The following is a 23,842-nucleotide window of genomic DNA, read 5'->3' on the forward strand; positions in this document are numbered from 1 at the left end:
CATCACTCCTTGCCGAGGGCGGTGAGCACACCGCCCTCGTTCCGGTCCAGCGCACGGGAGATGATCATGCGCTGGATCTGGTTGGTTCCTTCGAAGATCTGCATGACCTTGGCCTCGCGCATGTAGCGCTCGACGGGGAAGTCGCGGGTGTACCCGTATCCGCCGAGGACCTGCACGGCGTCCGTGGTCACCTTCATGGCGTTGTCCGTGGCCACGAGTTTGGCGATCGACGCCTCCCGTGTGAAGGGCAGACCGAGGTCCTTCAGCCGCGCGGCGGACAGCGCGGTGGCCCGCGCCGACTCGATCGCGGCCCCCATGTCGGCCAGGACGAACGCCAGCCCCTGGTGCTCGATGATCGGCTTGCCGAAGGTCTCCCGCTCACGCGCGTACCGCACGGCGTGGTCGAGGGCGCCCTGGGCGAGGCCGGTGGCGACGGAGGCGATGCCCAGACGGCCGCAGTCGAGGGAGGCGAGCGCGATCTTCAGACCCTGCCCCTCCTCCCCGATCCGCCGTTCCACCGGCACCCGCACGTCGTCCAGCCGCATGGTGGCCGTCGCCGAGCCGGTCAGCCCCATCTTCCGCTCCGGCGGGTCGGCGCTGAGCCCCGGGGTGTCCGCGGGGACGAGGAAGCAGGAGATGCCGTGGCTGCGGTCGTCGGAGGTGCGGGCCATGACCGTGTAGAAGTCGGCGTAGCCGCCGTGGGTGGTCCAGGCCTTGGCGCCGTTGAGGACGTACGCGTCGCCGTCGCGGACGGCCCGGGTCAGCATGGCCGCCGGGTCGGAGCCGGCATGCGGCTCCGACAGGCAGTACGCCCCGAGCAGCTCCCCGCCGAGCATGTCGGGCAGCCACTTCAGCCGCTGCTCCTCGGTGCCGAAGCGGGCGAGCGGGAAGCAGGACAGGGCGTGCACGGAGACGCCCACGGCGACGCTCGACCACACCGCGGCGATCTCCTCCAGCACCTGGAGATAGACCTCGTACGGCTGTCCCGCCCCGCCGTACTCCTCGGCGAAGGGCAGCCCGAGCAGGCCGCTGCGGCCGAGGGTGCGGAAGGCGTCCCGGGGGAACGCCCCGTCCGCCTCCGCCTCGGCGACCCGGGGTGCGAGTTCCTTGGCGGCGAGGGTGCGGGTGAGCTGGATGAGCTCCACCGCTTCCTCGGTCGGCAGGGCGCGAGTGGCAGGCATGGTGACCTCCACGAGTAGTACTGGAAGTGATACTGGAGTGCGTACGAACGTATCATTCACAGTACGGCAAGAGGGCGCCCCTCAGCACCCCCGCTCACCGAGGACTTCAGCGAGGGATCAGGACGAGACGGCGTGCACGATCAGCGAGGCGAGCTGCTCGTACGCCTCCGCGTCGGTCAGCCCGGTCCGCGCCTTCAGCTCGCCCTGCTGGATCTGGCGCATGGTCGCGGCGGCGACCTCGCCCACGAACGCGGTGTGCACGTCACGGAAGGCGCCGCCGGAGACCCCCTCGGCGATCAGCTGCCGCACCCGCTCCGCGGCCATCCGCGTGTTGGCCTCGTACACCTCGCGGGCGGGCGGGAAGTCCGCCACGTCGTCGAGGAAACGGCGCGAGAGCGGGCGCAGCTGCTCGGCCACGGTGGTGAGGTACACCCTGACCCGGTCCGAGGGATCCACGGTCTGCGCCACCCGCTTCTCGACGGCCTCCGTCGCCCCGCGGAAGTAGTGCTTGGTCGCCTCGACGACCAGCCCCTGCTTGCTGCGGGCGAGCTGGTAGAGCGTGGTCTTCGAGCAGCGCAGCCGCTCGGCGAGGCCGTCGAGAGTGAGATCCGAGAACCCCTCCGCCGTGAGCAGCGCGACGAGTCGTTCCAGCAGGTCGGCCTGTCGGGCGGTACGGCGGGTGGACGGCATGATCCCAGCCTAACCGGCAGGTGGGCCGCGCCGCCCGGCCCTCAGTGCACGGCGTCCAGCCGCGCCCGCTGGTCCTCGGTCAGTTCCAGGTCCACGGCCGCGAGATTCTCCTCCAGCTGCGCCGGCGAGGACGCTCCGGCGAGCGGGAGGACGGGCAGCTCGCCGCCCAACTGCCAGGCCAGCACGACCTGGTTGACGCTCGCGCCGGTCTCGCGCGCCACCTCCCGCAGGACGGCGAGCCGGGCCGGGGTGCCCGGGTGGTCGTAGTCCGCCGGCAGCGGCCGGTCCTGGCGGGTGTACGCGCCCTTGAGCAGCGGCGAGTACGCGACCAGGGTCAGACCGGGCTCGGCCCGCAGATAGCCGAGGAGTTCCGGGCCGGCGTGGCCGAGGCTCCCGTCCGGGAAGAGGTCGTCGGGGATGTCGGTGCGCGGGCGCAGATGGCTGTGCTGGTACTGCAGGACCTCGTAGCCGGGCAGCCCCGCCGCGGCGGCGAGGGCGCGGGCCCGTTCCACCCGCCAGATCGCCTGGTTGCTCACCCCGAGCAGGCCGACCGTGCCCTCGGCGACGAGTTCCGCGAACGCCTCCACGGTCTCGCGCTGCGGGACGGTGTGGTCGTCGATGTGGGCGTAGAGCAGGTCCAGCCTCTCCACGCCGAGCCGGTCCCGGCTGCGTTCGGCCGACTCCCGGATCACCGCGGCCGACAGCCCCTCGGGGTTGTCGACGTAGCCGGTGCCCGGGGCGAGCGGCCGGGCACCGAGTTTGGTGGCGATGACGATCTCGTCACCGATGCCGCGGCTGCGCCGCCACCGGCCGAGCAGTTCCTCGCTCTGGCCACCCTGGCTCCCGTCCTCCCAGAACGCGTAGTTGTCGGACGTGTCGACGAACGTGCCGCCGGCCTCCACGTAACGGTCGAGGATCGCGAACGACGTCTTCTCGTCGGTCGCCGATCCGAACAGCATCGCGCCGAGCGCGAGCACGCTGACCTCGCGCCGGGTGGCGGGATCGGTTCCTATGGTGCGGTACTTCACGGCGGGTCCTCCCGTTCGGCCGGAGCCACCGCCGGCTCCGGCTCGAAGGGGAGTCTTCAACTTGAAGTGCGCTTCACCGCAAGGCCCTTGCCCGCGCATGGCGCCGAACACGGCGTCGGGTCCGGCGGTGCGCAACCGCCGGACCCGACGCGACACGTCGCGAGCGCGAGGTCAGACCTCTTCAACGGGCCACCGGCACTCCCGGACCGCTCGCCGGACCGGCGTCGTGCCGCGGCCCCCGGATCAGGTGGCGCTCGTGCAGGCGTTGGCCTGGAGTGCCGCGGTGGTGGTGAGCACCGCGTTCAACGCCAGGCTGATCTGCGTCTGGTTGAGCGGGAAGGTCGTCACCGCGGCCACCAGGGCCTGCAGGTCCTGCTGCAGCTGCAGGGCGAGGGCCGCGCAGGTGGGCGGCACCGAGGGCACCGTCGGCAGACACAGCTGCGCCTGGAGCTGGACGACGGTGGCCTGGGCGGCGGTGATGGCCGCCTGGGCCGCGACGACGTCGGGCGGCGCGGCGGCCAGAGCCGACTGGGCGGCCTGCAACTGCGTGGTGAGCTGAGCGGTGAGAGCGGCACAGGTGGCCGCCTTGGTGCCCTCGGTCTTCGCCTCCTGGACGACCGGGAGAGGGTTGCCGGTCTGCGGGTCCGCGGCCGCCGAGGCCGCCGGAGCGACGGCCATGGCCAGGGAGGCCAGGACGGCGGCCGACGCGACAGCGGGCCCGAAGCGCTTGAGAGATGGCATTCCGCGCCTTTCTTCGTGGGTGAACAAGGAAGGTGTGGGGAGGTTCCCCGTGTTCAGAAGGCCCCGGAGCGTGACCGGCGGCAAGTCCAGTCGCCCCGCCCACTCCGGGCCACAGGAGACATCGGGGGCCCACAACCGGCGGAAAAGCCCAGTCCAGAGGCATATGAAGCAGACAAGTCACACCAAAGCGCCCATTACTATGAACGAGTGCTTCGAGGGGGGAGACCGGCGTGTCGGCGGCGCCGCACCGCCGCGCCCGCACATGCCGGCCGGGAGGGGCCGTGAACGCGCGAAGCCCCGCCTCACCGAAGTGAGACAGGGCTCCGAAGCTGCGACCGAGAAAGAATCTCCGGTCGGGACGACAGGATTTGAACCTGCGACCCCTTGACCCCCAGTCAAGTGCGCTACCAAGCTGCGCCACGTCCCGGTGCGCGATCGTCGCGGGGTTCCACGTGATCGCGCGAACAGCACTTTACCCCACACCGGGCGCCGCACCGAAGGGGACCCGGGCGGGGGACAATCGGCGCATGGACCGTTCGGGCAGGACAGGCGGCGCGGACAGCGCGGGGAGCACGGGAGGTACGGGCGCCGCCCGGCCGGCCGGGGCGCGGGACCGGGACGACGAGGGGCGGGCACGCAGCGCCCGGCCCCGGGACGGGCTGGGGCGCCCCCTGCCGTACGGGGCACCAGGGGTGGAGCGGCAGCCCGAGGGGGTCGCGCGGTCCCCGGAGGAGACCGTCGCCGAGGCGCAGGCCCTGCTGGACGCGGGAAAGCCGTTCCACGCGCACGAGGTCTTCGAGGACGCCTGGAAGGCCGGCCCCGAGGCGGAGCGCACCCTGTGGCGCGCGCTCGCCCAGCTCGCGGTGGGCCTCACCCACGCCGCCCGGGGCAACCTCACGGGCGGTCCGCGGCTGCTGCGGCGCGGCGCCGGCTCCGTGGAGGAGTGGGCGGCGGGCGCGGGGCGGGAGCGTCCGTACGGGATGGACCTCGCGGGCCTCGCCGGCTGGGCGCGCGCGCTGGCGGACGACGTGGAGCGGACGGGCTCGGCGGTGGACGCGGGACGGCACGCGCCCCGGCTGCGCTGATCCCGCCCCGGTCACTGTCAGTGGCGTACGGCAGACTCGGTGGCGTGCGAAAGATTCATGTCATCGGTATCGGAGCGGGCGACCCCGACCAGCTCACCCTGCAGGCGGTGCGGGCCCTGCGGAGCACGGACGTGTTCTTCGTCCTGGACAAGGGCGAGGTGAAGAGCGATCTGACGCGGCTGCGCCGGGACATGCTCGAGACGCACATACCGGAGGGCGCGTACCGGGTGGTCGAGGCCCGGGATCCGGAGCGGGACCGCCGGGCCGGCGGGGCCGGCTACTCCCCCGCGGTCGGCGACTGGCGCAGTGCCCGCGCGCAGATCTACGAGCGGCTGATCGCCGAGGAGCTCGGCGAGGAGGAGAGCGGAGCGTTCCTGGTGTGGGGCGATCCGGCGTTGTACGACAGCACGCTCGGGATCCTGGAGGAGGTGCTGGAGCGGGGCGGGGTGGCGTTCGAGTACGACGTCGTGCCCGGCATCAGCAGTGTCTCGGCGCTGGTCGCCCGGCACCGCACGGGCCTGAACCGGGTGGCGCGACCGGTGCAGATCACGACCGGGCGGCGGCTCGCCGAGGGGTTCCCTGAGGGGGTGGACGACGTGGTGGTGATGCTGGACGCCCACCAGACGTTCCGGCAGTACGCCGAGGAGGACATCGAGATCTACTGGGGCGCCTACATCGGCACCCCGGACGAGATCCTCGTCTCCGGTCCGATCGCCGAGGCCGCCCCCCGTATCGAGCGGCTGCGTGCGCAGGCGCGCGAGCGCAAGGGCTGGATCATGGACACGTACCTGCTGCGCCGGGGCCCCGGGAAGGGGTAGCCCCGTCCGTCGGCCACGACCTTTGCATGTTCTATGCCATAGAGCATAATCACTGAACAGGAGCAGGGTCGCGCCCGGCGCACCCGCGGAGAGGTGTGCCATGAGCCCGCGCAGAAGTGACAGCCGTGAACGGATGATCACCGGCGCCGCCGGCCTGCTCGGCGAGCACGGCGCCGCCGGGGTGAGCATCGACCGGGTGCTCGCGCACAGCGGAGCGCCGCGCGGCTCGGTGTACCACCACTTCCCGCGCGGGCGTACCCAACTGATCGACGAGGCCGTCGTGTTCGCCGGGGACTTCATCGCCCGGCTGATCGAGGACGCCCTGGACGACCCCGATCCGCTGCGGGCCGTCGACGGGTTCTTCACCCTGTGGCGGGACCGGCTGGTGCGCGGCGACTTCCGCGTCGGCTGCCCCGTCGTCGCGGTCGCCGTGGAGAGCGCCGACGCCGCCCCGGAGGCGGCCCGTTCGGCGGCCGCGGCCTTCGCGCGCTGGCAGCAGGCGCTGGCCACGCTGCTGCTGCGCCACGGGCTGACCGAGGAGCGCAGCCGGCGGCTGGCGGCGTTCGTCGTCGCCGCCGTCGAGGGGGCGGTGGTGATGTGCCGGGCCGAGCGGAGCACCGCCCCGATCGACGCGGCCGCCGCGGAGATCCACGACCTGCTGGAACACGCCCTGCGGTCCACGGGACCGCGGGGCTGACAGGTCCGGACCCGGTCCGGTCCGGACCCGGTCCGGACCTCTCTCGCGTCCGAGCCTGTCTCCCGTCCGCATGTCCGTGCCGTCCGACCGTGTGCGTCCGGCCCTGTCTCCCGTCCGCCGGACGTGTCCCTCGTCCGACCGTGCCCCGTGTCCGAAGGAGTGGCCGTGCCCGAGCTCGACCGTCAGGAGAACGTCTTCGTCCTCGACCTCGGGGACGGGGAGAACCGCTTCCACCCCGACTGGCTCGCCGCCGTCGACGCCGCCCTGGACGAGGTGGAGAAGTCGGACGGGCCGCGCGCCCTGGTGACGGCCGCGACCGGCAAGTTCTACTCGGGCGGCCTCGACCTGGACTGGCTGCTCGCCCATGCGGACCGGCAGCGGGACTACGTGATCTCGGTGCACGCGCTCTTCGCCCGGCTGCTGACCCTGCCGGTCGTGACGGTGGCCGCGCTGCAGGGGCACACCTTCGCGGCGGGCGCGATGTTCTCACTGGCCCACGACGTCCGGGTGATGCGCGCCGACCGCGGCTTCTGGAGCCTGCCCGAGGCCGACCTCGGCATCCCGTTCTCGCCGGGCATGTCCGCCCTCATCCAGGCCCGGCTCGCCCCGCGGACCGCCCACGAGGCCATGGTCACCGCCCGCCGCTACGGCGGCCGGGAGGCGCTGGCCGCCGGGATCGTGGACCACGCGGCCGACGAGGACGCCGTACGGACCACGGCGGTCGAGCTCGCCGCGGCCCAGGCCGGGAAGGCGGGCGACACCCTGCGCGCCATCAGGTCGCGCATGTACGCGCCCGTGCTGACGGCCCTGCGGGACCGGGACAACCCGCTCGGCGACTGAGCACCCCGACCACAGCACACAGCAAGCCCCTCCGAAAGGATCCGCCGTGACCACCACCGACCTCTCCGCCCTGTCCGGCCTCGAACTCATGCGTCTCGTGCAGGCCGGGAACCTGAGCGACACGCCGTCCATCGGGCGGCTGCTCGGGATGCGCTTCGACGAGGTGGAGCCGGGGCGGATCGTGATCTCCCTCGACACCCGTCCGGACTTCGCCAACCCCCTCGGCACCGTGCACGGCGGCATCGCCGCGACCCTGCTGGACTCGGTCCTGGGCTGCGCGGTGCACACCACCCTGCCCGCCGGCACCGGCTACACCACGCTGGAGCTGAAGGTGAACTACATACGGGCCGCCCGCACCGACGGGCAGACCCTGACCGCCGAGGGCACCGTCATCCACGCGGGCCGCCGCACCGCCACCGCCGAGGGCAGGGTCGTCGACGAGCGGGGCAGGCTGATCGCCCACGCGACGACCACGTGCATGATCCTCCCGGCGGACGGCTGATCCCGGCGCTATCGTCCCCGTATGGATGCCCGTGTGGATGCCCGTACGGATGCGGCGCCGGCCGGCGTGCGTGCACTCCTGGTCGACATCGACGGGGTGCTCACCGTCTCCTGGAAGCCGCTGCCGGGCGCGGTCGAGGCGCTGCGGGCGCTGCGGGAGGCGGGGCTCGCCGTCGCCCTGGTGACCAACACGACCTCCCGGACCCGTGCCTCGATCGCGCGCACGCTCGCGGACGCCGGTTTCCCGGTGACCGCCGAGGACGTCCTCACCGCCCCGGCGGTGACCGCCGCGCATCTCGCCGAGCGGTGTCCCGGAGCCCGGTGCGCGCTGCTGAACAGCGGTGACATCGCGGAGGACCTGGCCGGGGTCACGCTCGTGGACCAGGGGGCCGGGGACTCCGAGGACGCCGGGGACGTCGACGTGGTCGTCGTCGGCGGTGCCGGCCCCGAGTTCGGGTACGCGGCGCTGGACCGCGTCTTCGGGCACCTCCAGCGGGGCGCGCGGCTGGTGGCGATGCACCGGAACCTGTACTGGCGCACGGACACCGGACTGCGGCTGGACTCGGGCGCGTTCGTGGCCGGTCTGGAAGCGGCCGCGGGGGTCGAGGCCGCGGTCACCGGAAAGCCGTCCCCGGCGTTCTTCGCCGCGGCCCTCGGGCACCTCGGCGCCGGGGCGGACGAGGCGCTGATGGTGGGCGACGACATCGAGTCGGACGTCCTGGCGGCCCAGCGGGCCGGGATCACCGGGGTGCTGGTGCGGACGGGCAAGTACCTGCCGCGGACGCACCGGGAGGCGAGCGGCACCCCCGACCACGTCGTCGACTCCTTCGCGGACCTGCCGGAGCTCCTGGGTCTGGCTAGCGCAGCAGCAGCTGGACGCCGCCCACCACGGTCGCCGCGATGACGAGCTGTTCGAACAGCCGCTGGTCGATGCGGTGCACGGCCCACTTGCCGAGCAGCGCGCCGGGGACGACGAACAGGGCGAGCGCGGCGTCCAGGAGCAGCGAGCGGCCGTCGATCAGGCCGAGGCCGACGCTGAACGGCACCTTCGTGACGTTGACGATGAGGAAGAAGAACGCGGAGGTGCCCAGGAAGCCGAGTTTGCGGAAGCCCGCCGAGAGCAGGTACAGCGACATCACGGGCCCGCCGGCGTTGGCGACCATCGTGGTGAAGCCGCCCAGGACGCCGTAGGAGCGGGCCTTGACGCGGCCGGCGCGGGTGACCACGGCGTCGGGATCGTCGGCCGCCCCGGTGGTGCGGCGGCGCCACACCGTGACGCCGGCCATCAGCAACAGGATCGCGCCGATCGAGGTGCGGACGGCACCGTCGTCGGCCCACATCAGGAAGACCGTGCCGACGACGACACCCGCCGCGACCGCCGGGAACAGCCGCCACAGGGTGGGCCAGTGGGCGTGCCGCCGGTAGGTCAGGACGGCCAGCACGTCCCCCGCGATCAGCAGCGGCAGCAGGACGCCGGTGGAGGCCCGGGCGGGCAGCACCGCGGCGAAGATCGCCAGGCTGACGGTGTTGGCGCCGCTCACCGCCGTCTTGGAGAAGCCGACGAGCAGAGCCGCGAAGGCGAGGGCGGCGAACTCCCAGCCGGTGATGTGCCACAGAGTCATCGTGTTCATGCGGAGACCGATGCTATGCGCACGCATACGGCGGCATCAGCACCGTCTCGCCAGATGACCACCGGGCCGGAGCCGCTCCGCAGCGGCGCCCGAGGCTAGTGGCGCTCGACCAGCACCGCGCTGCCCTGTCCCACCCCCACGCACATGGTCGCCAGGCCGCGCTCCGCTCCCGTGCGGCGCATGCGGTGGAGCAGGGTGGTGAGGATGCGGGCGCCGGAGCAGCCGAGGGGGTGGCCGAGGGCGATCGCGCCGCCGCTGGGGTTGACCAGGTCGGGGTCGATGCCGAGCTGGTCGACGCAGGCGAGCGCCTGGGCGGCGAACGCCTCGTTGAACTCGGCCTCCTGGACGTCCTCGACGCGCCACTGCGCGCGCGTGAGCGCCTTCCGGGTCGCCGGGACCGGCCCGATGCCCATGACGTCCGGATGCACCCCGGCGGAGGCGCCCGCGACATACCGCCCCAGGGACTCCAGACCCAGCTCGTTGAGGGCCTCCTCGCTGACGAGGAGGAGTCCGGCCGCCCCGTCGTTCATGGGCGAGGCGTTGCCCGCGGTGACCGTGCCGCCCTGCCGGAAGACGGGCTTCAGGCTCGCCAGCTTCTCGTACGAGGTGTCCTCGCGGATGCTCTCGTCGGCGTCGACGACCACGCCGTCCGGGCGGGTGACCGGGAGGAGCTCGTCGTCGAAGTGGCCGTTCTTGCGGGCGACGGCGGCGTGTCGGTGGCTGCGCAGGGCGAACGCGTCCTGGCGTTCGCGGGAGACGCCGTACCGTGCGGCGACCTCCTCGGCCGTCTCGCCCATGGACAGCAGACCGTGCAGGTCCTTCATCGCGGGGTTGACCAGGCGCCAGCCGAGGCGGGTGTCGACGGTCTCGACGCGGTGCGGCAGGGCCTCGTCGGGGCGGGCCAGCACGAAGGGGGCGCGGCTCATCGACTCGGAGCCGCCGGCGAGCACGATGTCGGCCTCGCCCGCGGCGATGGTGCGGGCGGCGGTCGTGACGGCCTCCAGACCGGAGGCGCACAGCCGGTTCACCGTGGCGCCCGGCACGGTCTCCGGGAGCCCCGCGAGGAGGGCGGCCATCCGGGCGACGTTGCGGTTGTCCTCGCCGGCCTGGTTGGCGGCGCCCCAGTAGACGTCGTCGACGCGGGCCGGGTCGAGCGCGGGCACGTCGGCGACCAGGGCGCGGATCACGGCCGCCGCCAGGTCGTCGGGGCGTACGGCGGACAGGGCGCCGCGCAGTCTGCCGATGGGGGTGCGGCGGGCGGCGGCGAAGTGGACGGGACGCACGACGGGACTCCTTGGTTAGCGCTGCTAGTTTTTGACTGTAGACCCCGGCCCGGCCCCCTGGGAAGATCCCCGCAGGCCTTCACCGACGCAGCTGGAGGAGTCATGGCCGAGCACGTCCTCGCCGGCACACGGGGCACGATCACGGCACACGAGTGGCCGAACGAACGGGCCCGCTACGTCGCCCTGGTCGTCCACGGGTACGGAGAGCACGCGGGCCGCTACGAGGAACTGGCCGGTGTCCTGACCGGGCACGGCGCGGCCGTGTTCGCGCCCGACCACATGGGGCACGGCAGATCGGCCGGCGAGCGGGTGCGGATCGAGGACTTCGAGGACGTGGTCACCGACGTGCGGGCCGTGGCGGAACTCGCCCGCGCGGCGCACCCGGACCTGCCGCTGGTCGTGATCGGGCACTCCATGGGCGGTCTGGTGGCGGCCCGCTACGCCCAGCGGTACGGTGCCGGGCTCGCCGCGCTCGTGCTGTCCGGGCCGGTCGTCGGCACCTGGGAGCTGCCGGGACGGCTGCTGGCGTACGAGGAGATCCCCGACATCCCCGTCAGCCCCGCCGCCCTCTCCCGTGACCCGGCGGTCGCGGCGGCGTACGCGGCGGATCCCCTGGTCTGGCACGGGCCGATGAAGCGACCCACGCTGGAGGCCTTCGTACGCGCCCTGGAGACCGTCGCCGAGGAGGGCGCCGTCGGCCCGCTCCCGCTGCTGTGGCTGCACGGCGACGACGACCGGCTGGTCCCGCTGCCCGGCAGCCGGGCCGGGGTCGAACGGCTCGGCGGGGACGGGGTGACCGAGCGGATCTACGCCGGGGCTCGGCACGAGGTGTTCCACGAGACGAACCGAAAGCAGGTGTTCGCGGACCTGACGGACTTCCTGGACCGGGCGCTCACCCGCTGAGACCCGGCCGTTTGCACCGGTTCGCCCGGGGCACCCGCGCCCCCATGAAGTGGTTGCGCAGTGCCGCCTGCGTGGGCGAGGACCCCGAGCTGTTCTTTCCCGTGGGCACGACAGGACCGGCCCTGCGGGAGGTCGCGGACGCCAAGCGCGTCTGCGCCCGCTGCCCGGTCGTCGCCGACTGTCTGGACTACGCGCTCGGCAGCGGACAGACCTCGGGCGTGTGGGGCGGGACGGGCGAGGCGGAACGCGTCGCACTGCTCCGTACCGCGGGACAGGACGCGCCGAGGACATGGAGGAGCACGGTATGACCGTCGTGAGGAGCCCCCTTCCCGAACCCGCCCGCCAGGTCACCCACGACGCGTTGCAGGGCACCCTCGTGGATCTCCTCGGGCTCTCCCTGATCGGGAAGCAGGCGCACTGGAACGTCGTGGGCCCGCGGTTCCGCTCGATCCACCTCCAGCTCGACGAGGTGGTGGCGGCGGCCCGTTCGTACGCGGACACGGTCGCCGAACGTGCCGCCGCGCTCGGTCTGCCGCCGGACGGGCGGCCGGAGACGATCGCCTCGGCGTTCACCCTGCCCGGGCCGAAGGACGGGTGGCTGCGGGACGAGGAGGTCGTCCGGGTGGTCGCGGAGGCGCTGGGCACCGCGATCGGACGGCTGCGCGAGCGGATCACGGCGACCGCGGAGCCGGACCCGGTCACCCAGGACCTGCTGATCGGCCTCACGGCCGAGCTGGAGAAGCAGCGCTGGATGTTCGAGGCGGAGAACGGGCCGCGCGGCCACTGAGCCCGGGGATCCCTCAGCACGCCTACCGGACCCGTCAGGAAAGGGGCACGCCATGACCGACGCCCTCGAACTCGACGCGCTGTGGGAGGACTTCCGCCGCGCGGTGAACATGACCTCGCAGGAACTGGCCGCCTGGCTGCGGGTGCGGGACGCGGACGAGACCGCGCAGCCGCTGCCCGGGGAGGCGGGGACGCCGACGGGGCAGCACGTCCTGGCGATCCTGCAGAAGAGGCGCACCGACCTGACCGACGACGACATCCGGGTGATGTACCGGGTCGTCGACACGGTCGCCGCGCAGCCGGACCCGGAGAACGGACCGGGGGCCGAGGACACCGCTCGGCGCCACCGGCTGATGACGATCGGCCACGACCCGCTCAGGGCCTGAACGTATCCAGCCGGGACAGGGCGGCCGCCACCAGCGTCCGTACACCCGGCAGCAGGACCGACGGGTCCGGCGCGAACAACGGACTGTGGTTTCCCGGCACGCGGGCGAGCCTCTCCGTCAACTCCTCCCCCGGCGCCGCCTCCCACACGGCGGCCGGGGTCGAGGTCAGGTACCAGTAGTCGTAGGGCACCCCCTTGGGCGCGAGCAGTGAGAAGTCCTCGCTGCCCATCGCCTGGCCGAAGTCGAACACGGCGTGCTCGCCGAGCAGTTCACGGTGCACGGCGGCGATCTCGCGGTCCAGGGCGGCGTCGTTGACGGTGCTCGGGCAGCCGGGGTGGACGGTGATCTCCGGCGGCACCGGGCAGCCGGCGGCGGCGCACTCCCCCTCGACGATCCGCCGGATCGCGGTGAGGACGCGCTCGCGCACCCGGGTGTCCTGGGTGCGCACGTTCAGCGAGAGGCGCGCCTCGGCGGGGATGATGTTGCCCTGGGTCCCGGCGTGGAAGCGCCCCACCGTCAGCACCGCCGGCTCGCCCGCCGCGACCTCGCGGGAGACGACCGTCTGCAGCCGGGTGACGATGTACGCGGCCGTGACGACCGGGTCGACGGTGGACTCGGGCCGCGAACCGTGCCCGCCCACGCCGTGCACGACGACGTCGACGTCGTCCGAGGCCGACAGGGTCAGTCCGGGGGTGTGCGGACAGAATCCCGCGAGCCCCGGCGTGACGTGCTGTCCGAACAGCACGTCGGGACGCGGGAAGCGCTCGTGGACACCGTCGGCGACCATCGCCGCCGCCCCGCCCCCGGCCTCCTCGGCGGGCTGCCCGACCACGACCAGCGTGCCGGACCAGACGTCCCGGGCGGCGGCCAGGGCCCCGGCGGCCGCCGCCAGCCAGGTGACGTGCAGATCGTGACCGCAGGCGTGCATCACTCCGTCGACGGCCGAGGCGTACGGCAGTCCGGTCTCCTCCCGCACGGGCAGCGCGTCCATGTCGCCGCGCAGCCACACCACCGGCCCCTCGCCGTGGGCGAGCACCCCGACCACGCCGGTGCGCGCGACGCCCTCGGTCACCTCGAACCCTGCGGTCCGCAGCCGCGCGGCGAGCCTCGCCGCGGTGCGGTGTTCCTGGAAGGAGAGTTCGGGGTGACGGTGCAGGTCCTGGTAGAAGCCCTCCAGGTCTGCCGTCCCCAGGCCCGAGGTGATGTCCCGGGTGACACGGGCGACGTCGGCCGGTTCGGTCATACGCGGAGGGTACGGCGCGGCCGGCCGGACGGTCGAGGAACCGGCCCGTGGCCGCGGGTCTCAGAGGTCCAGGACGCGGGCGATCGTGCGCAGCACGCCGTTGTCGTTGTTGGAGGGCGCGAGGTGGCGGGCCCGGCGGACCACCTCCGGGTGGGCGTTGGCCATCGCGAACGACCAGTCGGCGGCGTCCAGCATCTCCAGGTCGTTGAGGTAGTCGCCGAACACCATGGTCTGCGCGGGTGTGATGCCGAGCTCACGCTGGAGCCGGCGCAGGGCGGCGCCCTTGTTGGCGGTGCGGTTCATGACGTCGACCCAGTGCTCGCCGGAGACGACGACCTGGTGGGTGTCCGTGAAGGGCGCGAGGCCCGGGGCGGTGGTCTCCTCGGCGTGGCCGAAGTCGAAGAGGGCGACCTTGATGACGTCGTCGTCGACGGCGGTGAGGTCCTCGACGACCTCGCAGCGCACGTAGTACTTGTCGACCTCGGCCCGGAAGGCCTCGTCGGCCCGCTCGACGTACGCGGACCGCTTGCCGCAGACGACGGCGCCCAGGTCGACCCCGCCGGCCGCGAGGCCCCGCACGGCGTCCACGATCCTCGCGACCACCCCGGGCTGCAGCGGATCGGAGCTCAGCTCCCGCCCGTCGCGCACCACATAGGTGCCGTTCTCCGCGATGAACACCATCCCGTCGGCGACCTCGGCGAACTCCGCCGCCAGCGTCGCGTACTGCCGGCCGCTCGCCGGGCTGAACAGCACCCCGCGCCGCCGCAGCCGCGCCAGCGTCTCCCACAGCCCCTCGGGGGTCCGCTTGTCGTCGTCGAGCAGCGTGCCGTCCATGTCGGTGACGACCAGCCGGATGTCGACGGGACCGGCCGGGGGTTCGGGCGCGGTCGGCTGGGGGGCGTGCGAGTAGGGCATGTCCTGCTTCCTGTGCTGCTGGTCCTCGGCTGATGACCGGATTGTCACCCTACCGGGGGACCCCGTGAATCCCGGGACAGCGGTGATCATGCGGCGGCACAATGGCAGCCGAAGGGTACGGCGGGAGAAGGAGCGGTGACGTGGGCGGTGCACGGCTGGACACCAGCGTGGCGCACAACGCGAGGGTCTGGAACTACTGGATCGGCGGCAAGGACAACTACGAGGTCGACCAGCGGGTCGGCGAGCACGTCGCCGGCATGTTCCCGCTCATCCGGGACATCGCCCGCGCGGACCGCTGGTTCCTGGGCCGGGCGGTGCGCTTCCTCGCCGAGGAGCGGGGGATGCGGCAGTTCCTGGACATCGGCACCGGGCTTCCGACGGCCGACAACACCCATGAGATAGCCCAGCGCATCGCGCCGGACGCGCGGATCGTGTACGTCGACAACGACCCGATCGTGCTGGCGCACGCCCGCACCCTGCTGACCGGCACCTCCGAGGGCGCCACCGACTACATCGACGCGGACGTCCACGACCCGGCCGCGATCCTCGAGCGGGCCTCCGCCACTCTCGACTTCGGCCGGCCGGTCGCGGTGATGATGCTGGGCATCCTGAACTTCGTCCTGGACTACGACGCGGCCCGGGACATCGTCCAGAAGATCGTCGCCGAGATCCCCTCCGGCAGCTGCCTGGTCCTCACCCACCCCACCCACGACCCCGAGGTGGGCGGCGAGGGCCAGATCCCGGCGATGAGGTTCTGGAACGAGAACGCCACCCCGCCGATCACGGCCCGCGGCGGCGCGGAGATCGCCGCGTTCTTCGAGGGCCTGGACCTGCTGGAGCCGGGCCTGGTGTCCTGCTCGCGCTGGCGCGCCGCGGACGACCGTGCCCCGGTGGTGCCGCAGTACGGCGCGGTGGCCGTGAAACCCTGACCCGCACAGCCGGACGTACACCGACGGACGTATCCGTGGAGGACGTATGACCACCCTTGCCGACCCCGTCCCCGGCGGGCGTCCCGGAGACGTCGAGCGGGCGTCCGCGCTGAGCGGGGAACTGTCCGGCAGAGGCGTGCACGGGATCGTCCTGTCCTACGTCGACACTGCGGGCGTCGGCCGGGTCAAGACGGTCCCGACGGCGGGGCTGGCGTCGGCGGCGGCCTGGGGCGTCGGCATGTCCCCGGTGTTCGACACGTTCCTCGCGAACGACCACATCGTCACCACGGACGTCCTGGGCTCCCCGGACGGCGATCTGCGCCTCTACCCCGATCTGGACCGGCTGGTCGTGCTGGCCGGGCAGCCGGGGTGGGCGTGGGCGCCGGTGGACCGCGTCACCCAGGACGGGGCACGGCACCCGGGCTGCTCCCGCACCTTCCTGCGCCGGATCGTCACCGACGCGGCCCGCGACCACGGCCTCGCCTTCAAGGCGGGCATCGAGATCGAGTGGGCCGTCGGCCTGGACTCCGCGCCCGCGGGGGAGTTCGTGCCGGCGACCACCGGACCGGCGTACGGGGCGACCCGGCAGGTCGAGCTGAGCGAGTACACCGCCGACCTGCTGGCGGCGTGCGCGGCGCAGGGCGTGGACGTCGACCAGGTCCATCCGGAGTACGCGCCCGGCCAGTTCGAGATCTCGGTGGGGGCGCTGGACCCGGTGGCGGCGGCCGACCGCAGTGTCCTGGTCCGGCAGACGATCCGCGCGGTGGCCCGCCGGCACGGTCTGCGGGTGTCGTTCTCCCCCGCCGTCGCCGCGGAGGGCGTCGGCAACGGCGGGCACGTCCACCTGTCCGCCTGGCGCGAGGGGGTGAACCTGCACTCCGGCGGCGACCGGCGGCACGGCATGACGGCCGAGGCGGAGGCGTTCGCGGCCGGTGTGCTGGCCCGGCTGCCCGCCCTGACGGCGGTGACCGCGCCCAGCCCGGCCAGCTATCTGCGGCTCAGACCGTCCCAGTGGGCCGGGGTGTTCACCGCCTGGGGTCTGGAGACCCGCGAGTCGGCGGTGCGGCTGGTGCGGGGCACGGCGGGCCGACGCGCCGAGCAGGCGAACCTCGAGGTCAAACCGGTCGACCTGGCCGCCAACCCCTATCTCCTGCTCGGCTGTCTGATCGCCGCAGGCATGGACGGGCTGGTCTCAAAAGCCGTCCTGCCGGAGGAGATCACCGGCGATCCGGCCCACCTCGGCGCCGACGAGGCCGCGGCCAGGGGCGTACGGCGGCTGCCGGTCTCGCTCGGCGAGGCCGTCGCGGAGTTCCGCGGGGACGAGGTGCTGCGGGCGGCACTGGGGCCGGTCCTCGCCGACGCGGTGACCGCCGTACGGCAGGGCGAGATCGACGCCGTGGACGGACTGGACGACGCGCGGGTGGCCGCCGCCTACCGCTGGGTGTACTGAGATGGGCCCCGGACCGGTCCACGAGGCGCTCGACGGACTGGAGTTGGTGGACCACCACTGCCACGGGGTGGTCCCCGGCCCGCTGACCCGGCCGGGCTTCGAGGCCCTGCTCACCGAGGGCGACCGCTGGCCCGGCGTCTCCCCCTTCGACACCCCGGCCGGCGTGGCCGTACGCCGGCACTGCGCGCCCCTGCTGGACCTGGACCGGCACGCCCCGGCCGACGTCTACCTGGCGCGGCGCGCCGAACTGGGGCCGCGGGAGGTGAACCGGCGCTTCCTGACGGCGGCCCGCACCGGCGTCTTCTGCGTCGACACCGGTTTCGCCCCGCATCCCCTCACCACGCCCGCCGAGCTGGCCCGGGCGGGAGGCGGCGCGGCCCGGGAGGTCGTCCGGCTGGAGGCGGTGGCGGAATCGGTCGCCGCGCGCGGTGCCGACGCGGGCGGGTACGCCGACGCGTTCCGGGCCGCCGCCCTGGACGCGGTGCGGCGGCCCGGGGTGGTCGCGGTGAAGTCGGTGGCCGCCTATCGCACAGGCTTCGACCTGGACCCGGCCCGCCCCTCGGAGGCGGACGTCACCCGCGCGGCCCGGCGCTGGCTGGCGCGCGGCGGACGGCTCGACGAACCGGTCCTGGTACGGCACCTGCTGTGGACGGCCGTGGACCTGGGCCTCCCCCTCCAACTGCACACCGGTTTCGGCGACAACGACATCCGGCTGCACCGCGTGGACCCCACCCACCTCACGGACTGGCTGCACCTGACCGCGGGCACGGTCCCGGTGCTGCTCCTGCACTGCTGGCCCTACCAGCGGCAGGCCGCCTATCTGGCCGCCGTGTTCGAGCAGGTGTACCTGGACGTGGGGCTCACCCTGCACCACGTCGGACCGGTCAGGGCGCGGGCGGTGCTGGAGGAAGCGCTGGAGATCACACCGTTCCGCAAACTGCTGTACAGCTCGGACGCCTACGGTGTCTCCGAGTTCTACGCGCTCGGCGCGCTGGCGTTCCGGCGGGGCCTCGGAGAACTGCTCCAGGACCGGGTGGACGCCGACGAACTGAGCCTGCCCGACGCGCTGCGCCTGGCACGCTGGGCCGGAGCGGACAACGCCCGCCGGGTCTACCGGCTTCCCGACGGACACTGAAAGTATGATCAAGCAATGTCAGACTTGACCGAGACCACGCCGGGTTGGCTGAGCGCCGACGAGCTCGAGATGGCCCGCGCCCGGATGCCGATCCTCTACGTCGAGGCCGTGCCCGTACGCGTCGACGACAGCGGCGAAGTCACCAGCATCGGCCTGTTGCTGCGCATCGGACCGGACGGCAACGTCAGCCGGACCCTGGTCTCCGGCCGGGTCCTGCACCACGAACGCGTCCGTGACGCACTGCTGCGCCACCTCGAGAAGGACCTCGGCCCGGTGGCCCTGCCCCGCGTCCCGGCCTCCCTCCAGCCGTTCACGGTGGCGGAGTACTTCCCGACGCAGGGCATCACCCCGTACCACGACCCCCGTCAGCACGCGGTGTCGCTGGCCTACATCGTGCCGGTGACCGGCGACTGCCGGCCCCGGCAGGACGCCCTCGACCTGGTCTGGTTCAGCCCGCAGGAGGCGGCGTCGCCGGCGGTGCAGAGCGAGATGCCGGGCGGGCACGGGTTCCTGCTCCGGCAGGCCCTGGCCCACGTCGGCCTCTCGGCCTCCTGACCGGGATGGTCCCTCGTCAGCGTGCGCTGATCGGCGCCGCCGTCAGCCGTCCCTGCACCCTCGTGGTGTGCAGGGGCTGCTGTTGCGGCGACGCCCGCAAACACCCCGGTTACGACCACGACTGGCAGCTGGAGCGCCTGGTCGCGGCGGCCTCCGACGCGGGGGGCGCCTTCCAGGTCCGTACGACGGACTGCCTCGGCCCCTGCGACCAGGCGAACGTCGTCGTCGTGCAGCCCTCCGCCGCCGGACGCCGGGCCGGCGGCCGGGCCACCTGGGTCGGCTTCGCCATGGACGACGACTGCACCGAGGAGATCCTGCAGTGGGCCGCGGCAGGCGGACCGGGTGTCGCAGCCCCTCCGGTCACCCTGGAACTGCAGTTCATCAAACCGCCGAGGGACGCGCGGGTCCGCAGCCGCCGTTAGCAACGTCCGCTCCGCACGGGCGGGTTGGGCTCGCGGATCTTGATGGCTTACGTTTGCCCGATGGGGGCGACGACGCAAGAGCGGGTAGCGAAACGTTCCGGCGGGGCGGCGCGCTCCTCGGTGCTGATGGCGCTGGGGACGGTGGTGTCCCGGGCGACCGGACTGATCCGGCAGGTGCTCCAGGGGGCCGCGCTGGGCACCGGCCTGCTGGCCACCACGTACAACACGGCGAACACCGTGCCGACCAGCCTCTACACCCTGCTGATCGGCGGCGCGCTGAACTCGGTGCTGGTGCCGCAGCTGGTGCGGGCCCGGGCCGGCCGTCCCGACGGCGGGCGGGCGTACGAGCAGCGGCTGGTCACGCTGGTGGTGTCCGTGCTCGCCGTGGGCACCGCGCTGGCGGTGTGGGCGGCCCCGCAGATCGTCAGCGTGTATCTGCGCGACACCCCGGACGGCCACGAGGCGTACGAACTCACCGTCGTCTTCGCCCGTTTCCTGCTCCCGCAGATCTTCTTCTACGGCCTGTTCAACATGTACGGCCAAGTCCTCAACGCCCGCGAGAAGTTCGGCGCCATGATGTGGACGCCGGTCCTCAACAACGTCGTCCTGCTGGGTGTGTTCGGCGCCTATCTCGGGCTGATGACCGTGCCCCAGCGGGTGGAGGACATCACCGCCGCCCAGGTCCGGCTGCTCGGCATCGGGACGACGGCCGGGATCGCCGTGCAGGCGCTGGCGCTGATCCCGTTCGCGCGGGCGGCCGGGTTCCGCTTCCGGCCGCGCTTCGACTGGCGCGGCTCGGGCCTGGGCTCCGGTGTCCACGCCGCCAAGTGGACGCTGCTGTTCGTCCTGACGAACCTGGTCGCCCTCACCGTCGTCACCAACTACGCGAACGCGGCCGACCGGGCGCTGCCGGACGCCGGCGCGGGCTACACGGCGTACACGTACGCGCAGACCATCTGGATGCTGCCGCAGTCGGTGGTCACGGTCTCGCTGGTGACCGCGCTGCTGCCCCGGATGAGCCGGGCGGTGGCGGAGGGCCGGATCGCGGACCTGCGCGCGGACCTGTCCCGGGGACTGCGGGTGAGCGGGGTGGTGATCGTGCCCGCCGCCTTCCTTTTCCTGGCGCTCGGGCCGCGCGTCGCCACGCTGCTGTTCGCGCACGGCGCGTCCGACGCGGCCTCGGCGCAGCCGCTCGGGCACATGCTCCAGGCGTTCGGCCTCGGGCTGATCCCGTTCTCGGCCCAGTACCTGCTGCTGCGCGGCTTCCACGCCTTCGGGGACACCCGGACGCCGTTCCTCCTCGCCGTGTGGATCGCGGCGGTGAACATCGCCCTGGCCACCGCCTGCCAGCTGCTGCTGCCCGTCCGCTGGGCGGTGACCGGCATGGCCGGCGCCTACACCCTGTCCTACCTCGCCGGCCTCACCCTCACCGCACGCCTGATCCGCAGGCGGGTGGGCGGCCGCCTCGACGACGGTGCCCTGCGCCGGACGTACACCCGGCTGATCGGCGCGGCGGCCCTGGCGGCCGCCCTGGGCTGGGCGGCCGACCGGGCCTGCGGCACCTGGCTGGGCGGCGGAACGGTCCCCACCGCGATCGCGCTCACGGCGGGAACCGTCACCCTGGGCCTGGTCTACGTGGGCCTGGCCCGGCTGCTGAGGGTGGAGGAGCTGCGGCGGCTCGGCCGGCTGCGGTGATCCCTCACCGCGCGACCTGCTCGGCCAGTGCGGCGCGGGCGCGGGCGACCCGTGAGCGGACCGTCCCCACCGGGCAGTCGCTCACCCGGGCCGCCTCCTCGTACGGCAGCCCCAGCAGCTGTGTCAGTACGAACGCCTCCCGCCGGTCCGCGGGCAGCGCGGCCAGCAGGTCGAGCAGGACGACGCCGTCGTCGAAGCCGGGCAGCCCGCGCGGCTGGGCGAGTTCCACGACCGGCCGCCAGTCCGGCAGGTCCGCGAGGCGCGGGCGGGCCGCGGCGGACCGGTAGCTGTCCATCACCGCCCGCCGGGCGATCGACAGCAGCCACGCCCGTGCCGAGCACCGCCCCTCGAACCGGTGCAGGCTGCCCAGCGCCCGCAGGAACGTGTCCTGCGCCAGATCGTCCACCGCCTGCGGATCGGCGCACAGATGGGCGACGTACCGCAGCACGTCCCGGTGCAGGGCCCGCACGAACCGCTCGACGGCGTCGGCGTCCCCCTGCCGGGCGGCCAGGGCGAGCGCCGTGGTCGTCTCGTCGGCCGGGGTGTCCCGGGCGCGGGAGCGGCGGGCACGGTGGTGGTGAGCCTTCGTGTGCTCCCGGATGTTCTCGTGTCGCGCGCCCTGGCCGGGCTTTCCGGCCTTCACGTGGGCCGCGGCCTTGCCGGGCATCGCCGTCCCCGTGCGGTTCGCGGCCTTCCCGGGCACTGCTGCCCCCGCACGGGTCGCGGCCCTCTCGGGCATCGCCGTCCCCGCGCGGGTCGCGGCCTTCTCGGGCGTCGCGGTCCTCGCGCGGGAAGTCGTCAGGGCAGGGGGCATCGCCGTGGATCCTTCTCGGGTCGGGGGGGTGAGCCGTACGGTTCGGGCCGTCGTCGGGCGACGGCGGACCGTTCGGGCGGCCCCCGGGAAGTGATCGCGTGGACGAGGACCAGCGACCGCGCCGACCGCGCCGCGCGGGCTCGCGCCCCGGCGCGGGGAGCAGGGGCCGGGACGGTCCGCTCCCCCGGCCGTCCCAGCGGTGCCGTCAGCCACTCGGCCACGGCGCGCAGGACACGGAACACTGCCCGCTCCCCGTGCGCCAGCCACAGCCCGCACAGGAGCGCGGCCGGCAGGTGGGCGGCGAGCATGCCGGCGGAGGGCGGTCCGGCGGGGGCGGGCCCCCCGTGGTCCATGCCGGCCGTGCCGCCTGCCGCCGGGACGGCCGCCGGTGCGAGGGAGAACGCCGTGTGCAGGGCAGCCTGGGCGCCGACCACGACCGCCGTCACCAGCGGCGCGCCGCGCTCACGTCCGGTCAGGCACCAGCCCGCACCGCCCGTGCCGACGGCTGCGGCGCCCACCACCCACCAGGCGGGGGTGTGGCCGGAGACCGGCACATGCGCCAGGGCGGCGAGCAGCACGCAGACGGCCGCGAACACCGCGGCCCGCAGCATGCGCGAGCAGCGCCCCGGGATCATGGCGCCTCATCCTGGCAGCGGGATCACGGACGCCGGCGGGGGTTGGGCGAATCCACAGCCTGCTCGGGCTGCTCACAGGCGGGACGGAGGGGCGGCTGCGCGCCGACCGTGTGCGCGCACACGACCGGGGCCGCTTCCCCGTCTCTGTGGATACGGCCTTCCGACGTGCGGTGAAGCTGGTCGGGACGACAGGATGGATGCGGATCGCGCCCTGTGCGGTGCCTCGTCAGTCCGCCCTCGCTGGATGCGTGAGGTTCGCTCCGGTCGCCGGGTCGAACACGTGCGCCTTGGCCATGTCGACCTGCAGCTCTACCGGTTCACCCTCGCGGGCACGCGTGGCGGCGTCCAGGCGGGCCACGATGTTCTGGGTGTCGGTGCCGGTGTCGCGCAGACCCGAGTCCTTGGCGAGTTCCTCCAGTTCGGCGGTCGTCGCGGGCCCGCCCTCCGCAGTGAAGTAGACATACGCATCGGAGCCCAGTGACTCCAGTACCTCCACGGTGGCGGTGAACACGGGGCCCGTCCGGTCGCGGTCGTGTGACAGGGCCACGTCCTCGAATGCCTCCGGCCGCAGCCCGACGATGACCTCGCGGGGCGCGTTCTGCCTTTCCAGCGCCCGCCTCGTACGGTCGTCGAGGGTCAGGTCGCCCAGGGACGAGCGCAGGACACCGCCCTCCACCGTTGCGTTCAAGAAGTTCATCGCCGGGGAGCCGATGAAGCCCGCGACGAAGATGTTGCGCGGCAGGTCGTACAGCTCGGCGGGGGTGCCGATCTGCTGGACCAGGCCCTGCCTCATGACCACGACGCGGTCGCCGAGCGTCATCGCCTCGGTCTGGTCGTGGGTGACGTACACGGTGGTCGTGCGGAGACGCCGCTGCAGCCGGGAGATCTGGGTGCGCATCTGTACCCGGAGTTTGGCGTCCAGGTTGGACAGCGGCTCGTCCATCAAGAACGCCTTGGGATCACGGACGATCGCCCGTCCCATGGCCACCCGCTGGCGCTGACCGCCCGAGAGATTGGCGGGCTTGCGGTCCAGGTGCTCGGTGAGGTCGAGGATCCGGGCGGCTTCCATCACCTTGGCGTTGACGGTGTCCTTGTCCACCTTTGCCAGGCGCAGCGGGAAGCCCATGTTCTCCCGGACGTTCATGTGCGGGTACAGGGCATAGCTCTGGAACACCATGGCGACGTCGCGTTCCTTGGGAGCCAGGTCGTTGACGACTCGGTCTCCGATGCGCAGGGTGCCCTCGGTGATGTCCTCGAGTCCGGCGATCATGTTCAGGGTGGTGGACTTGCCGCATCCCGACGGACCGACCAGGATCACGAACTCGCCGTCGGCGATCTCGAGGTCCACGTCCTTCACGGCGAGGGCCCCGTCCGGAAAGCGCTTGGTGACTCCCTCAAGGATGATCTCGGCCATGGATGGTGCCTCCTTGCCTTCATGCCTTCCGGGTCCGAGCACTGCGGTCGGCGTCTCGGACCGGT

The 23,842-nt window shown here is 73.2% G+C and carries 27 protein-coding genes and 1 tRNA gene; 16 read left to right on the forward strand and 12 right to left on the reverse strand.

Going from position 1 to position 23,842, the window contains the following annotated elements; genetic code table 11:
* Nucleotides 1–2: 2 nt before the first annotated feature.
* From ACFY30_RS36215 to ACFY30_RS36235, 5 genes are all read right to left on the reverse strand, one after another.
* Nucleotides 3–1,181, reverse strand: a complete 1,179-nt coding sequence (locus ACFY30_RS36215; protein ID WP_390849385.1) for an acyl-CoA dehydrogenase family protein — start codon at nucleotides 1,179–1,181, stop codon at nucleotides 3–5.
* 117 nt (nucleotides 1,182–1,298) lie between these two features.
* Entirely contained in the window at nucleotides 1,299–1,871 is a 573-nt protein-coding gene (locus ACFY30_RS36220) for a TetR/AcrR family transcriptional regulator (protein ID WP_390656259.1), read from the reverse strand.
* 41 nt (nucleotides 1,872–1,912) lie between these two features.
* On the reverse strand, nucleotides 1,913–2,899 hold the full coding sequence (locus tag ACFY30_RS36225) for an aldo/keto reductase (protein WP_390849386.1): 987 nt from the start codon (nucleotides 2,897–2,899) through the stop codon (nucleotides 1,913–1,915).
* A 243-nt stretch (nucleotides 2,900–3,142) separates the two neighbouring features.
* Nucleotides 3,143–3,640, reverse strand: a complete 498-nt coding sequence (locus tag ACFY30_RS36230; protein ID WP_390849387.1) for a hypothetical protein — start codon at nucleotides 3,638–3,640, stop codon at nucleotides 3,143–3,145.
* Between the two features lie 353 nt (nucleotides 3,641–3,993).
* Nucleotides 3,994–4,067, reverse strand: a tRNA-Pro gene (locus ACFY30_RS36235).
* Nucleotides 4,068–4,167: 100 nt separating this feature from the next.
* On the opposite strand from ACFY30_RS36235, the gene ACFY30_RS36240 reads away from it, so the two are divergent.
* The 6 genes from ACFY30_RS36240 (at nucleotide 4,168) to ACFY30_RS36265 (ending at nucleotide 8,485) form a co-directional block, all read left to right on the forward strand.
* A complete protein-coding gene (locus ACFY30_RS36240) occupies nucleotides 4,168–4,725 on the forward strand; it encodes a DUF309 domain-containing protein (protein WP_390849388.1) in 558 nt (185 codons plus the stop codon).
* Nucleotides 4,726–4,769: 44 nt separating this feature from the next.
* Nucleotides 4,770–5,543: a precorrin-6A synthase (deacetylating) gene (cobF, locus tag ACFY30_RS36245; RefSeq protein ID WP_390849389.1), complete on the forward strand. Its 774-nt coding sequence runs from the start codon at nucleotides 4,770–4,772 to the stop codon at nucleotides 5,541–5,543.
* Between the two features lie 100 nt (nucleotides 5,544–5,643).
* On the forward strand, nucleotides 5,644–6,240 hold the full coding sequence (locus ACFY30_RS36250) for a TetR/AcrR family transcriptional regulator (protein WP_390849390.1): 597 nt from the start codon (nucleotides 5,644–5,646) through the stop codon (nucleotides 6,238–6,240).
* A gap of 165 nt (nucleotides 6,241–6,405) precedes the next feature.
* Complete coding sequence (locus ACFY30_RS36255) at nucleotides 6,406–7,080, forward strand: enoyl-CoA hydratase-related protein (protein WP_390849391.1); 675 nt, start codon at nucleotides 6,406–6,408, stop codon at nucleotides 7,078–7,080.
* Between the two features lie 46 nt (nucleotides 7,081–7,126).
* Nucleotides 7,127–7,582: a PaaI family thioesterase gene (locus ACFY30_RS36260; protein ID WP_390656252.1), complete on the forward strand. Its 456-nt coding sequence runs from the start codon at nucleotides 7,127–7,129 to the stop codon at nucleotides 7,580–7,582.
* Between the two features lie 21 nt (nucleotides 7,583–7,603).
* A complete protein-coding gene (locus tag ACFY30_RS36265) occupies nucleotides 7,604–8,485 on the forward strand; it encodes an HAD-IIA family hydrolase (RefSeq protein WP_390849392.1) in 882 nt (293 codons plus the stop codon).
* On the opposite strand, the gene ACFY30_RS36270 is transcribed toward ACFY30_RS36265, so the two are convergent.
* On the reverse strand, nucleotides 8,439–9,212 hold the full coding sequence (locus ACFY30_RS36270; RefSeq protein WP_390849393.1) for a sulfite exporter TauE/SafE family protein: 774 nt from the start codon (nucleotides 9,210–9,212) through the stop codon (nucleotides 8,439–8,441). The genes ACFY30_RS36265 and ACFY30_RS36270 overlap by 47 nt on opposite strands.
* Nucleotides 9,213–9,307: 95 nt before the next feature.
* Entirely contained in the window at nucleotides 9,308–10,495 is a 1,188-nt protein-coding gene (locus ACFY30_RS36275; RefSeq protein ID WP_390849394.1) for a thiolase family protein, read from the reverse strand.
* 102 nt (nucleotides 10,496–10,597) lie between these two features.
* Here ACFY30_RS36275 and ACFY30_RS36280 point away from each other — a divergent pair, with 102 nt between their 5' ends.
* Genes ACFY30_RS36280 through ACFY30_RS36295 form a run of 4 tightly spaced genes read left to right on the forward strand, consistent with a single transcriptional unit; the run spans nucleotide 10,598 to nucleotide 12,570 of the window.
* Entirely contained in the window at nucleotides 10,598–11,398 is an 801-nt protein-coding gene (locus tag ACFY30_RS36280; protein WP_390849395.1) for an alpha/beta hydrolase, read from the forward strand.
* 44 nt (nucleotides 11,399–11,442) lie between these two features.
* Nucleotides 11,443–11,706: a WhiB family transcriptional regulator gene (locus ACFY30_RS36285; protein WP_390849396.1), complete on the forward strand. Its 264-nt coding sequence runs from the start codon at nucleotides 11,443–11,445 to the stop codon at nucleotides 11,704–11,706.
* On the forward strand, nucleotides 11,703–12,185 hold the full coding sequence (locus ACFY30_RS36290; RefSeq protein WP_390849397.1) for a Dps family protein: 483 nt from the start codon (nucleotides 11,703–11,705) through the stop codon (nucleotides 12,183–12,185). Before ACFY30_RS36285 ends, ACFY30_RS36290 begins: the two co-directional genes overlap by 4 nt.
* A gap of 52 nt (nucleotides 12,186–12,237) precedes the next feature.
* Nucleotides 12,238–12,570 (forward strand): DUF3140 domain-containing protein, encoded by a 333-nt coding sequence (locus tag ACFY30_RS36295; RefSeq protein WP_390849398.1) that lies wholly within the window; start codon nucleotides 12,238–12,240, stop codon nucleotides 12,568–12,570.
* Here ACFY30_RS36295 and ACFY30_RS36300 read toward each other — a convergent pair.
* The gene (locus ACFY30_RS36300; protein WP_390849399.1) at nucleotides 12,560–13,813 is read right to left on the reverse strand and encodes an amidohydrolase; all 1,254 of its coding nucleotides are present in this window, start codon (nucleotides 13,811–13,813) and stop codon (nucleotides 12,560–12,562) included. The genes ACFY30_RS36295 and ACFY30_RS36300 overlap by 11 nt on opposite strands.
* A 60-nt stretch (nucleotides 13,814–13,873) precedes the next feature.
* Nucleotides 13,874–14,728 carry a Cof-type HAD-IIB family hydrolase gene (locus ACFY30_RS36305; protein ID WP_390849400.1) on the reverse strand — a complete coding sequence of 285 codons (855 nt, stop codon included), beginning with the start codon at nucleotides 14,726–14,728 and terminating at the stop codon, nucleotides 13,874–13,876.
* A 140-nt stretch (nucleotides 14,729–14,868) separates the two neighbouring features.
* Here ACFY30_RS36305 and ACFY30_RS36310 point away from each other — a divergent pair, with 140 nt between their 5' ends.
* The 6 genes from ACFY30_RS36310 (at nucleotide 14,869) to murJ (ending at nucleotide 20,914) form a co-directional block, all read left to right on the forward strand.
* The gene (locus ACFY30_RS36310) at nucleotides 14,869–15,657 is read left to right on the forward strand and encodes an SAM-dependent methyltransferase (protein WP_390849401.1); all 789 of its coding nucleotides are present in this window, start codon (nucleotides 14,869–14,871) and stop codon (nucleotides 15,655–15,657) included.
* 46 nt (nucleotides 15,658–15,703) lie between these two features.
* Nucleotides 15,704–17,107 carry a glutamine synthetase gene (locus tag ACFY30_RS36315; protein ID WP_390849402.1) on the forward strand — a complete coding sequence of 468 codons (1,404 nt, stop codon included), beginning with the start codon at nucleotides 15,704–15,706 and terminating at the stop codon, nucleotides 17,105–17,107.
* 1 nt (nucleotide 17,108) lies between these two features.
* Complete coding sequence (locus ACFY30_RS36320) at nucleotides 17,109–18,242, forward strand: amidohydrolase family protein (protein WP_390849403.1); 1,134 nt, start codon at nucleotides 17,109–17,111, stop codon at nucleotides 18,240–18,242.
* Nucleotides 18,243–18,257: 15 nt separating this feature from the next.
* Nucleotides 18,258–18,797 carry an NUDIX hydrolase family protein gene (locus ACFY30_RS36325; RefSeq protein ID WP_390656239.1) on the forward strand — a complete coding sequence of 180 codons (540 nt, stop codon included), beginning with the start codon at nucleotides 18,258–18,260 and terminating at the stop codon, nucleotides 18,795–18,797.
* Between the two features lie 5 nt (nucleotides 18,798–18,802).
* The gene (locus tag ACFY30_RS36330) at nucleotides 18,803–19,219 is read left to right on the forward strand and encodes a (2Fe-2S) ferredoxin domain-containing protein (protein WP_390849404.1); all 417 of its coding nucleotides are present in this window, start codon (nucleotides 18,803–18,805) and stop codon (nucleotides 19,217–19,219) included.
* Nucleotides 19,220–19,345: 126 nt separating this feature from the next.
* Complete coding sequence (murJ, locus tag ACFY30_RS36335) at nucleotides 19,346–20,914, forward strand: murein biosynthesis integral membrane protein MurJ (RefSeq protein ID WP_390849438.1); 1,569 nt, start codon at nucleotides 19,346–19,348, stop codon at nucleotides 20,912–20,914.
* A 4-nt stretch (nucleotides 20,915–20,918) separates the two neighbouring features.
* Here murJ and ACFY30_RS36340 read toward each other — a convergent pair whose 3' ends face one another.
* The 3 genes from ACFY30_RS36340 to ACFY30_RS36350 all read right to left on the reverse strand — a co-directional run bounded on the left by ACFY30_RS36340 (nucleotide 20,919) and on the right by ACFY30_RS36350 (nucleotide 23,777).
* Nucleotides 20,919–21,515 carry a sigma-70 family RNA polymerase sigma factor gene (locus tag ACFY30_RS36340; protein ID WP_390849439.1) on the reverse strand — a complete coding sequence of 199 codons (597 nt, stop codon included), beginning with the start codon at nucleotides 21,513–21,515 and terminating at the stop codon, nucleotides 20,919–20,921.
* Nucleotides 21,516–21,712: 197 nt separating this feature from the next.
* The gene (locus ACFY30_RS36345) at nucleotides 21,713–22,363 is read right to left on the reverse strand and encodes a hypothetical protein (protein ID WP_390849405.1); all 651 of its coding nucleotides are present in this window, start codon (nucleotides 22,361–22,363) and stop codon (nucleotides 21,713–21,715) included.
* A gap of 226 nt (nucleotides 22,364–22,589) precedes the next feature.
* Nucleotides 22,590–23,777 (reverse strand): ABC transporter ATP-binding protein, encoded by a 1,188-nt coding sequence (locus ACFY30_RS36350; protein WP_390849406.1) that lies wholly within the window; start codon nucleotides 23,775–23,777, stop codon nucleotides 22,590–22,592.
* Between the last annotated feature and the right edge of the window lie 65 nt (nucleotides 23,778–23,842).

Source organism: Streptomyces sp. NPDC000345 (genome assembly GCF_042898825.1).
In the GTDB taxonomy this organism is placed as follows: domain Bacteria; phylum Actinomycetota; class Actinomycetes; order Streptomycetales; family Streptomycetaceae; genus Streptomyces.

Coding starts and splice junctions, on each gene's coding strand:
- ACFY30_RS36215 (WP_390849385.1), bottom strand. CDS start 1,181: ATGCCTGCCACTCGCGCCCTGCCGACCGAGGAAGCGGTGGAGCTCATC.
- ACFY30_RS36220 (WP_390656259.1), bottom strand. CDS start 1,871: ATGCCGTCCACCCGCCGTACCGCCCGACAGGCCGACCTGCTGGAACGA.
- ACFY30_RS36230 (WP_390849387.1), bottom strand. CDS start 3,640: ATGCCATCTCTCAAGCGCTTCGGGCCCGCTGTCGCGTCGGCCGCCGTC.
- ACFY30_RS36240 (WP_390849388.1), top strand. CDS start 4,168: ATGGACCGTTCGGGCAGGACAGGCGGCGCGGACAGCGCGGGGAGCACG.
- ACFY30_RS36250 (WP_390849390.1), top strand. CDS start 5,644: ATGAGCCCGCGCAGAAGTGACAGCCGTGAACGGATGATCACCGGCGCC.
- ACFY30_RS36265 (WP_390849392.1), top strand. CDS start 7,604: ATGGATGCCCGTGTGGATGCCCGTACGGATGCGGCGCCGGCCGGCGTG.
- ACFY30_RS36270 (WP_390849393.1), bottom strand. CDS start 9,212: ATGAACACGATGACTCTGTGGCACATCACCGGCTGGGAGTTCGCCGCC.
- ACFY30_RS36280 (WP_390849395.1), top strand. CDS start 10,598: ATGGCCGAGCACGTCCTCGCCGGCACACGGGGCACGATCACGGCACAC.
- ACFY30_RS36285 (WP_390849396.1), top strand. CDS start 11,443: ATGAAGTGGTTGCGCAGTGCCGCCTGCGTGGGCGAGGACCCCGAGCTG.
- ACFY30_RS36290 (WP_390849397.1), top strand. CDS start 11,703: ATGACCGTCGTGAGGAGCCCCCTTCCCGAACCCGCCCGCCAGGTCACC.
- ACFY30_RS36295 (WP_390849398.1), top strand. CDS start 12,238: ATGACCGACGCCCTCGAACTCGACGCGCTGTGGGAGGACTTCCGCCGC.
- ACFY30_RS36300 (WP_390849399.1), bottom strand. CDS start 13,813: ATGACCGAACCGGCCGACGTCGCCCGTGTCACCCGGGACATCACCTCG.
- ACFY30_RS36305 (WP_390849400.1), bottom strand. CDS start 14,728: ATGCCCTACTCGCACGCCCCCCAGCCGACCGCGCCCGAACCCCCGGCC.
- ACFY30_RS36315 (WP_390849402.1), top strand. CDS start 15,704: ATGACCACCCTTGCCGACCCCGTCCCCGGCGGGCGTCCCGGAGACGTC.
- ACFY30_RS36320 (WP_390849403.1), top strand. CDS start 17,109: ATGGGCCCCGGACCGGTCCACGAGGCGCTCGACGGACTGGAGTTGGTG.
- ACFY30_RS36325 (WP_390656239.1), top strand. CDS start 18,258: ATGTCAGACTTGACCGAGACCACGCCGGGTTGGCTGAGCGCCGACGAG.
- ACFY30_RS36330 (WP_390849404.1), top strand. CDS start 18,803: ATGGTCCCTCGTCAGCGTGCGCTGATCGGCGCCGCCGTCAGCCGTCCC.
- murJ (WP_390849438.1), top strand. CDS start 19,346: ATGGCGCTGGGGACGGTGGTGTCCCGGGCGACCGGACTGATCCGGCAG.
- ACFY30_RS36345 (WP_390849405.1), bottom strand. CDS start 22,363: ATGATCCCGGGGCGCTGCTCGCGCATGCTGCGGGCCGCGGTGTTCGCG.
- ACFY30_RS36350 (WP_390849406.1), bottom strand. CDS start 23,777: ATGGCCGAGATCATCCTTGAGGGAGTCACCAAGCGCTTTCCGGACGGG.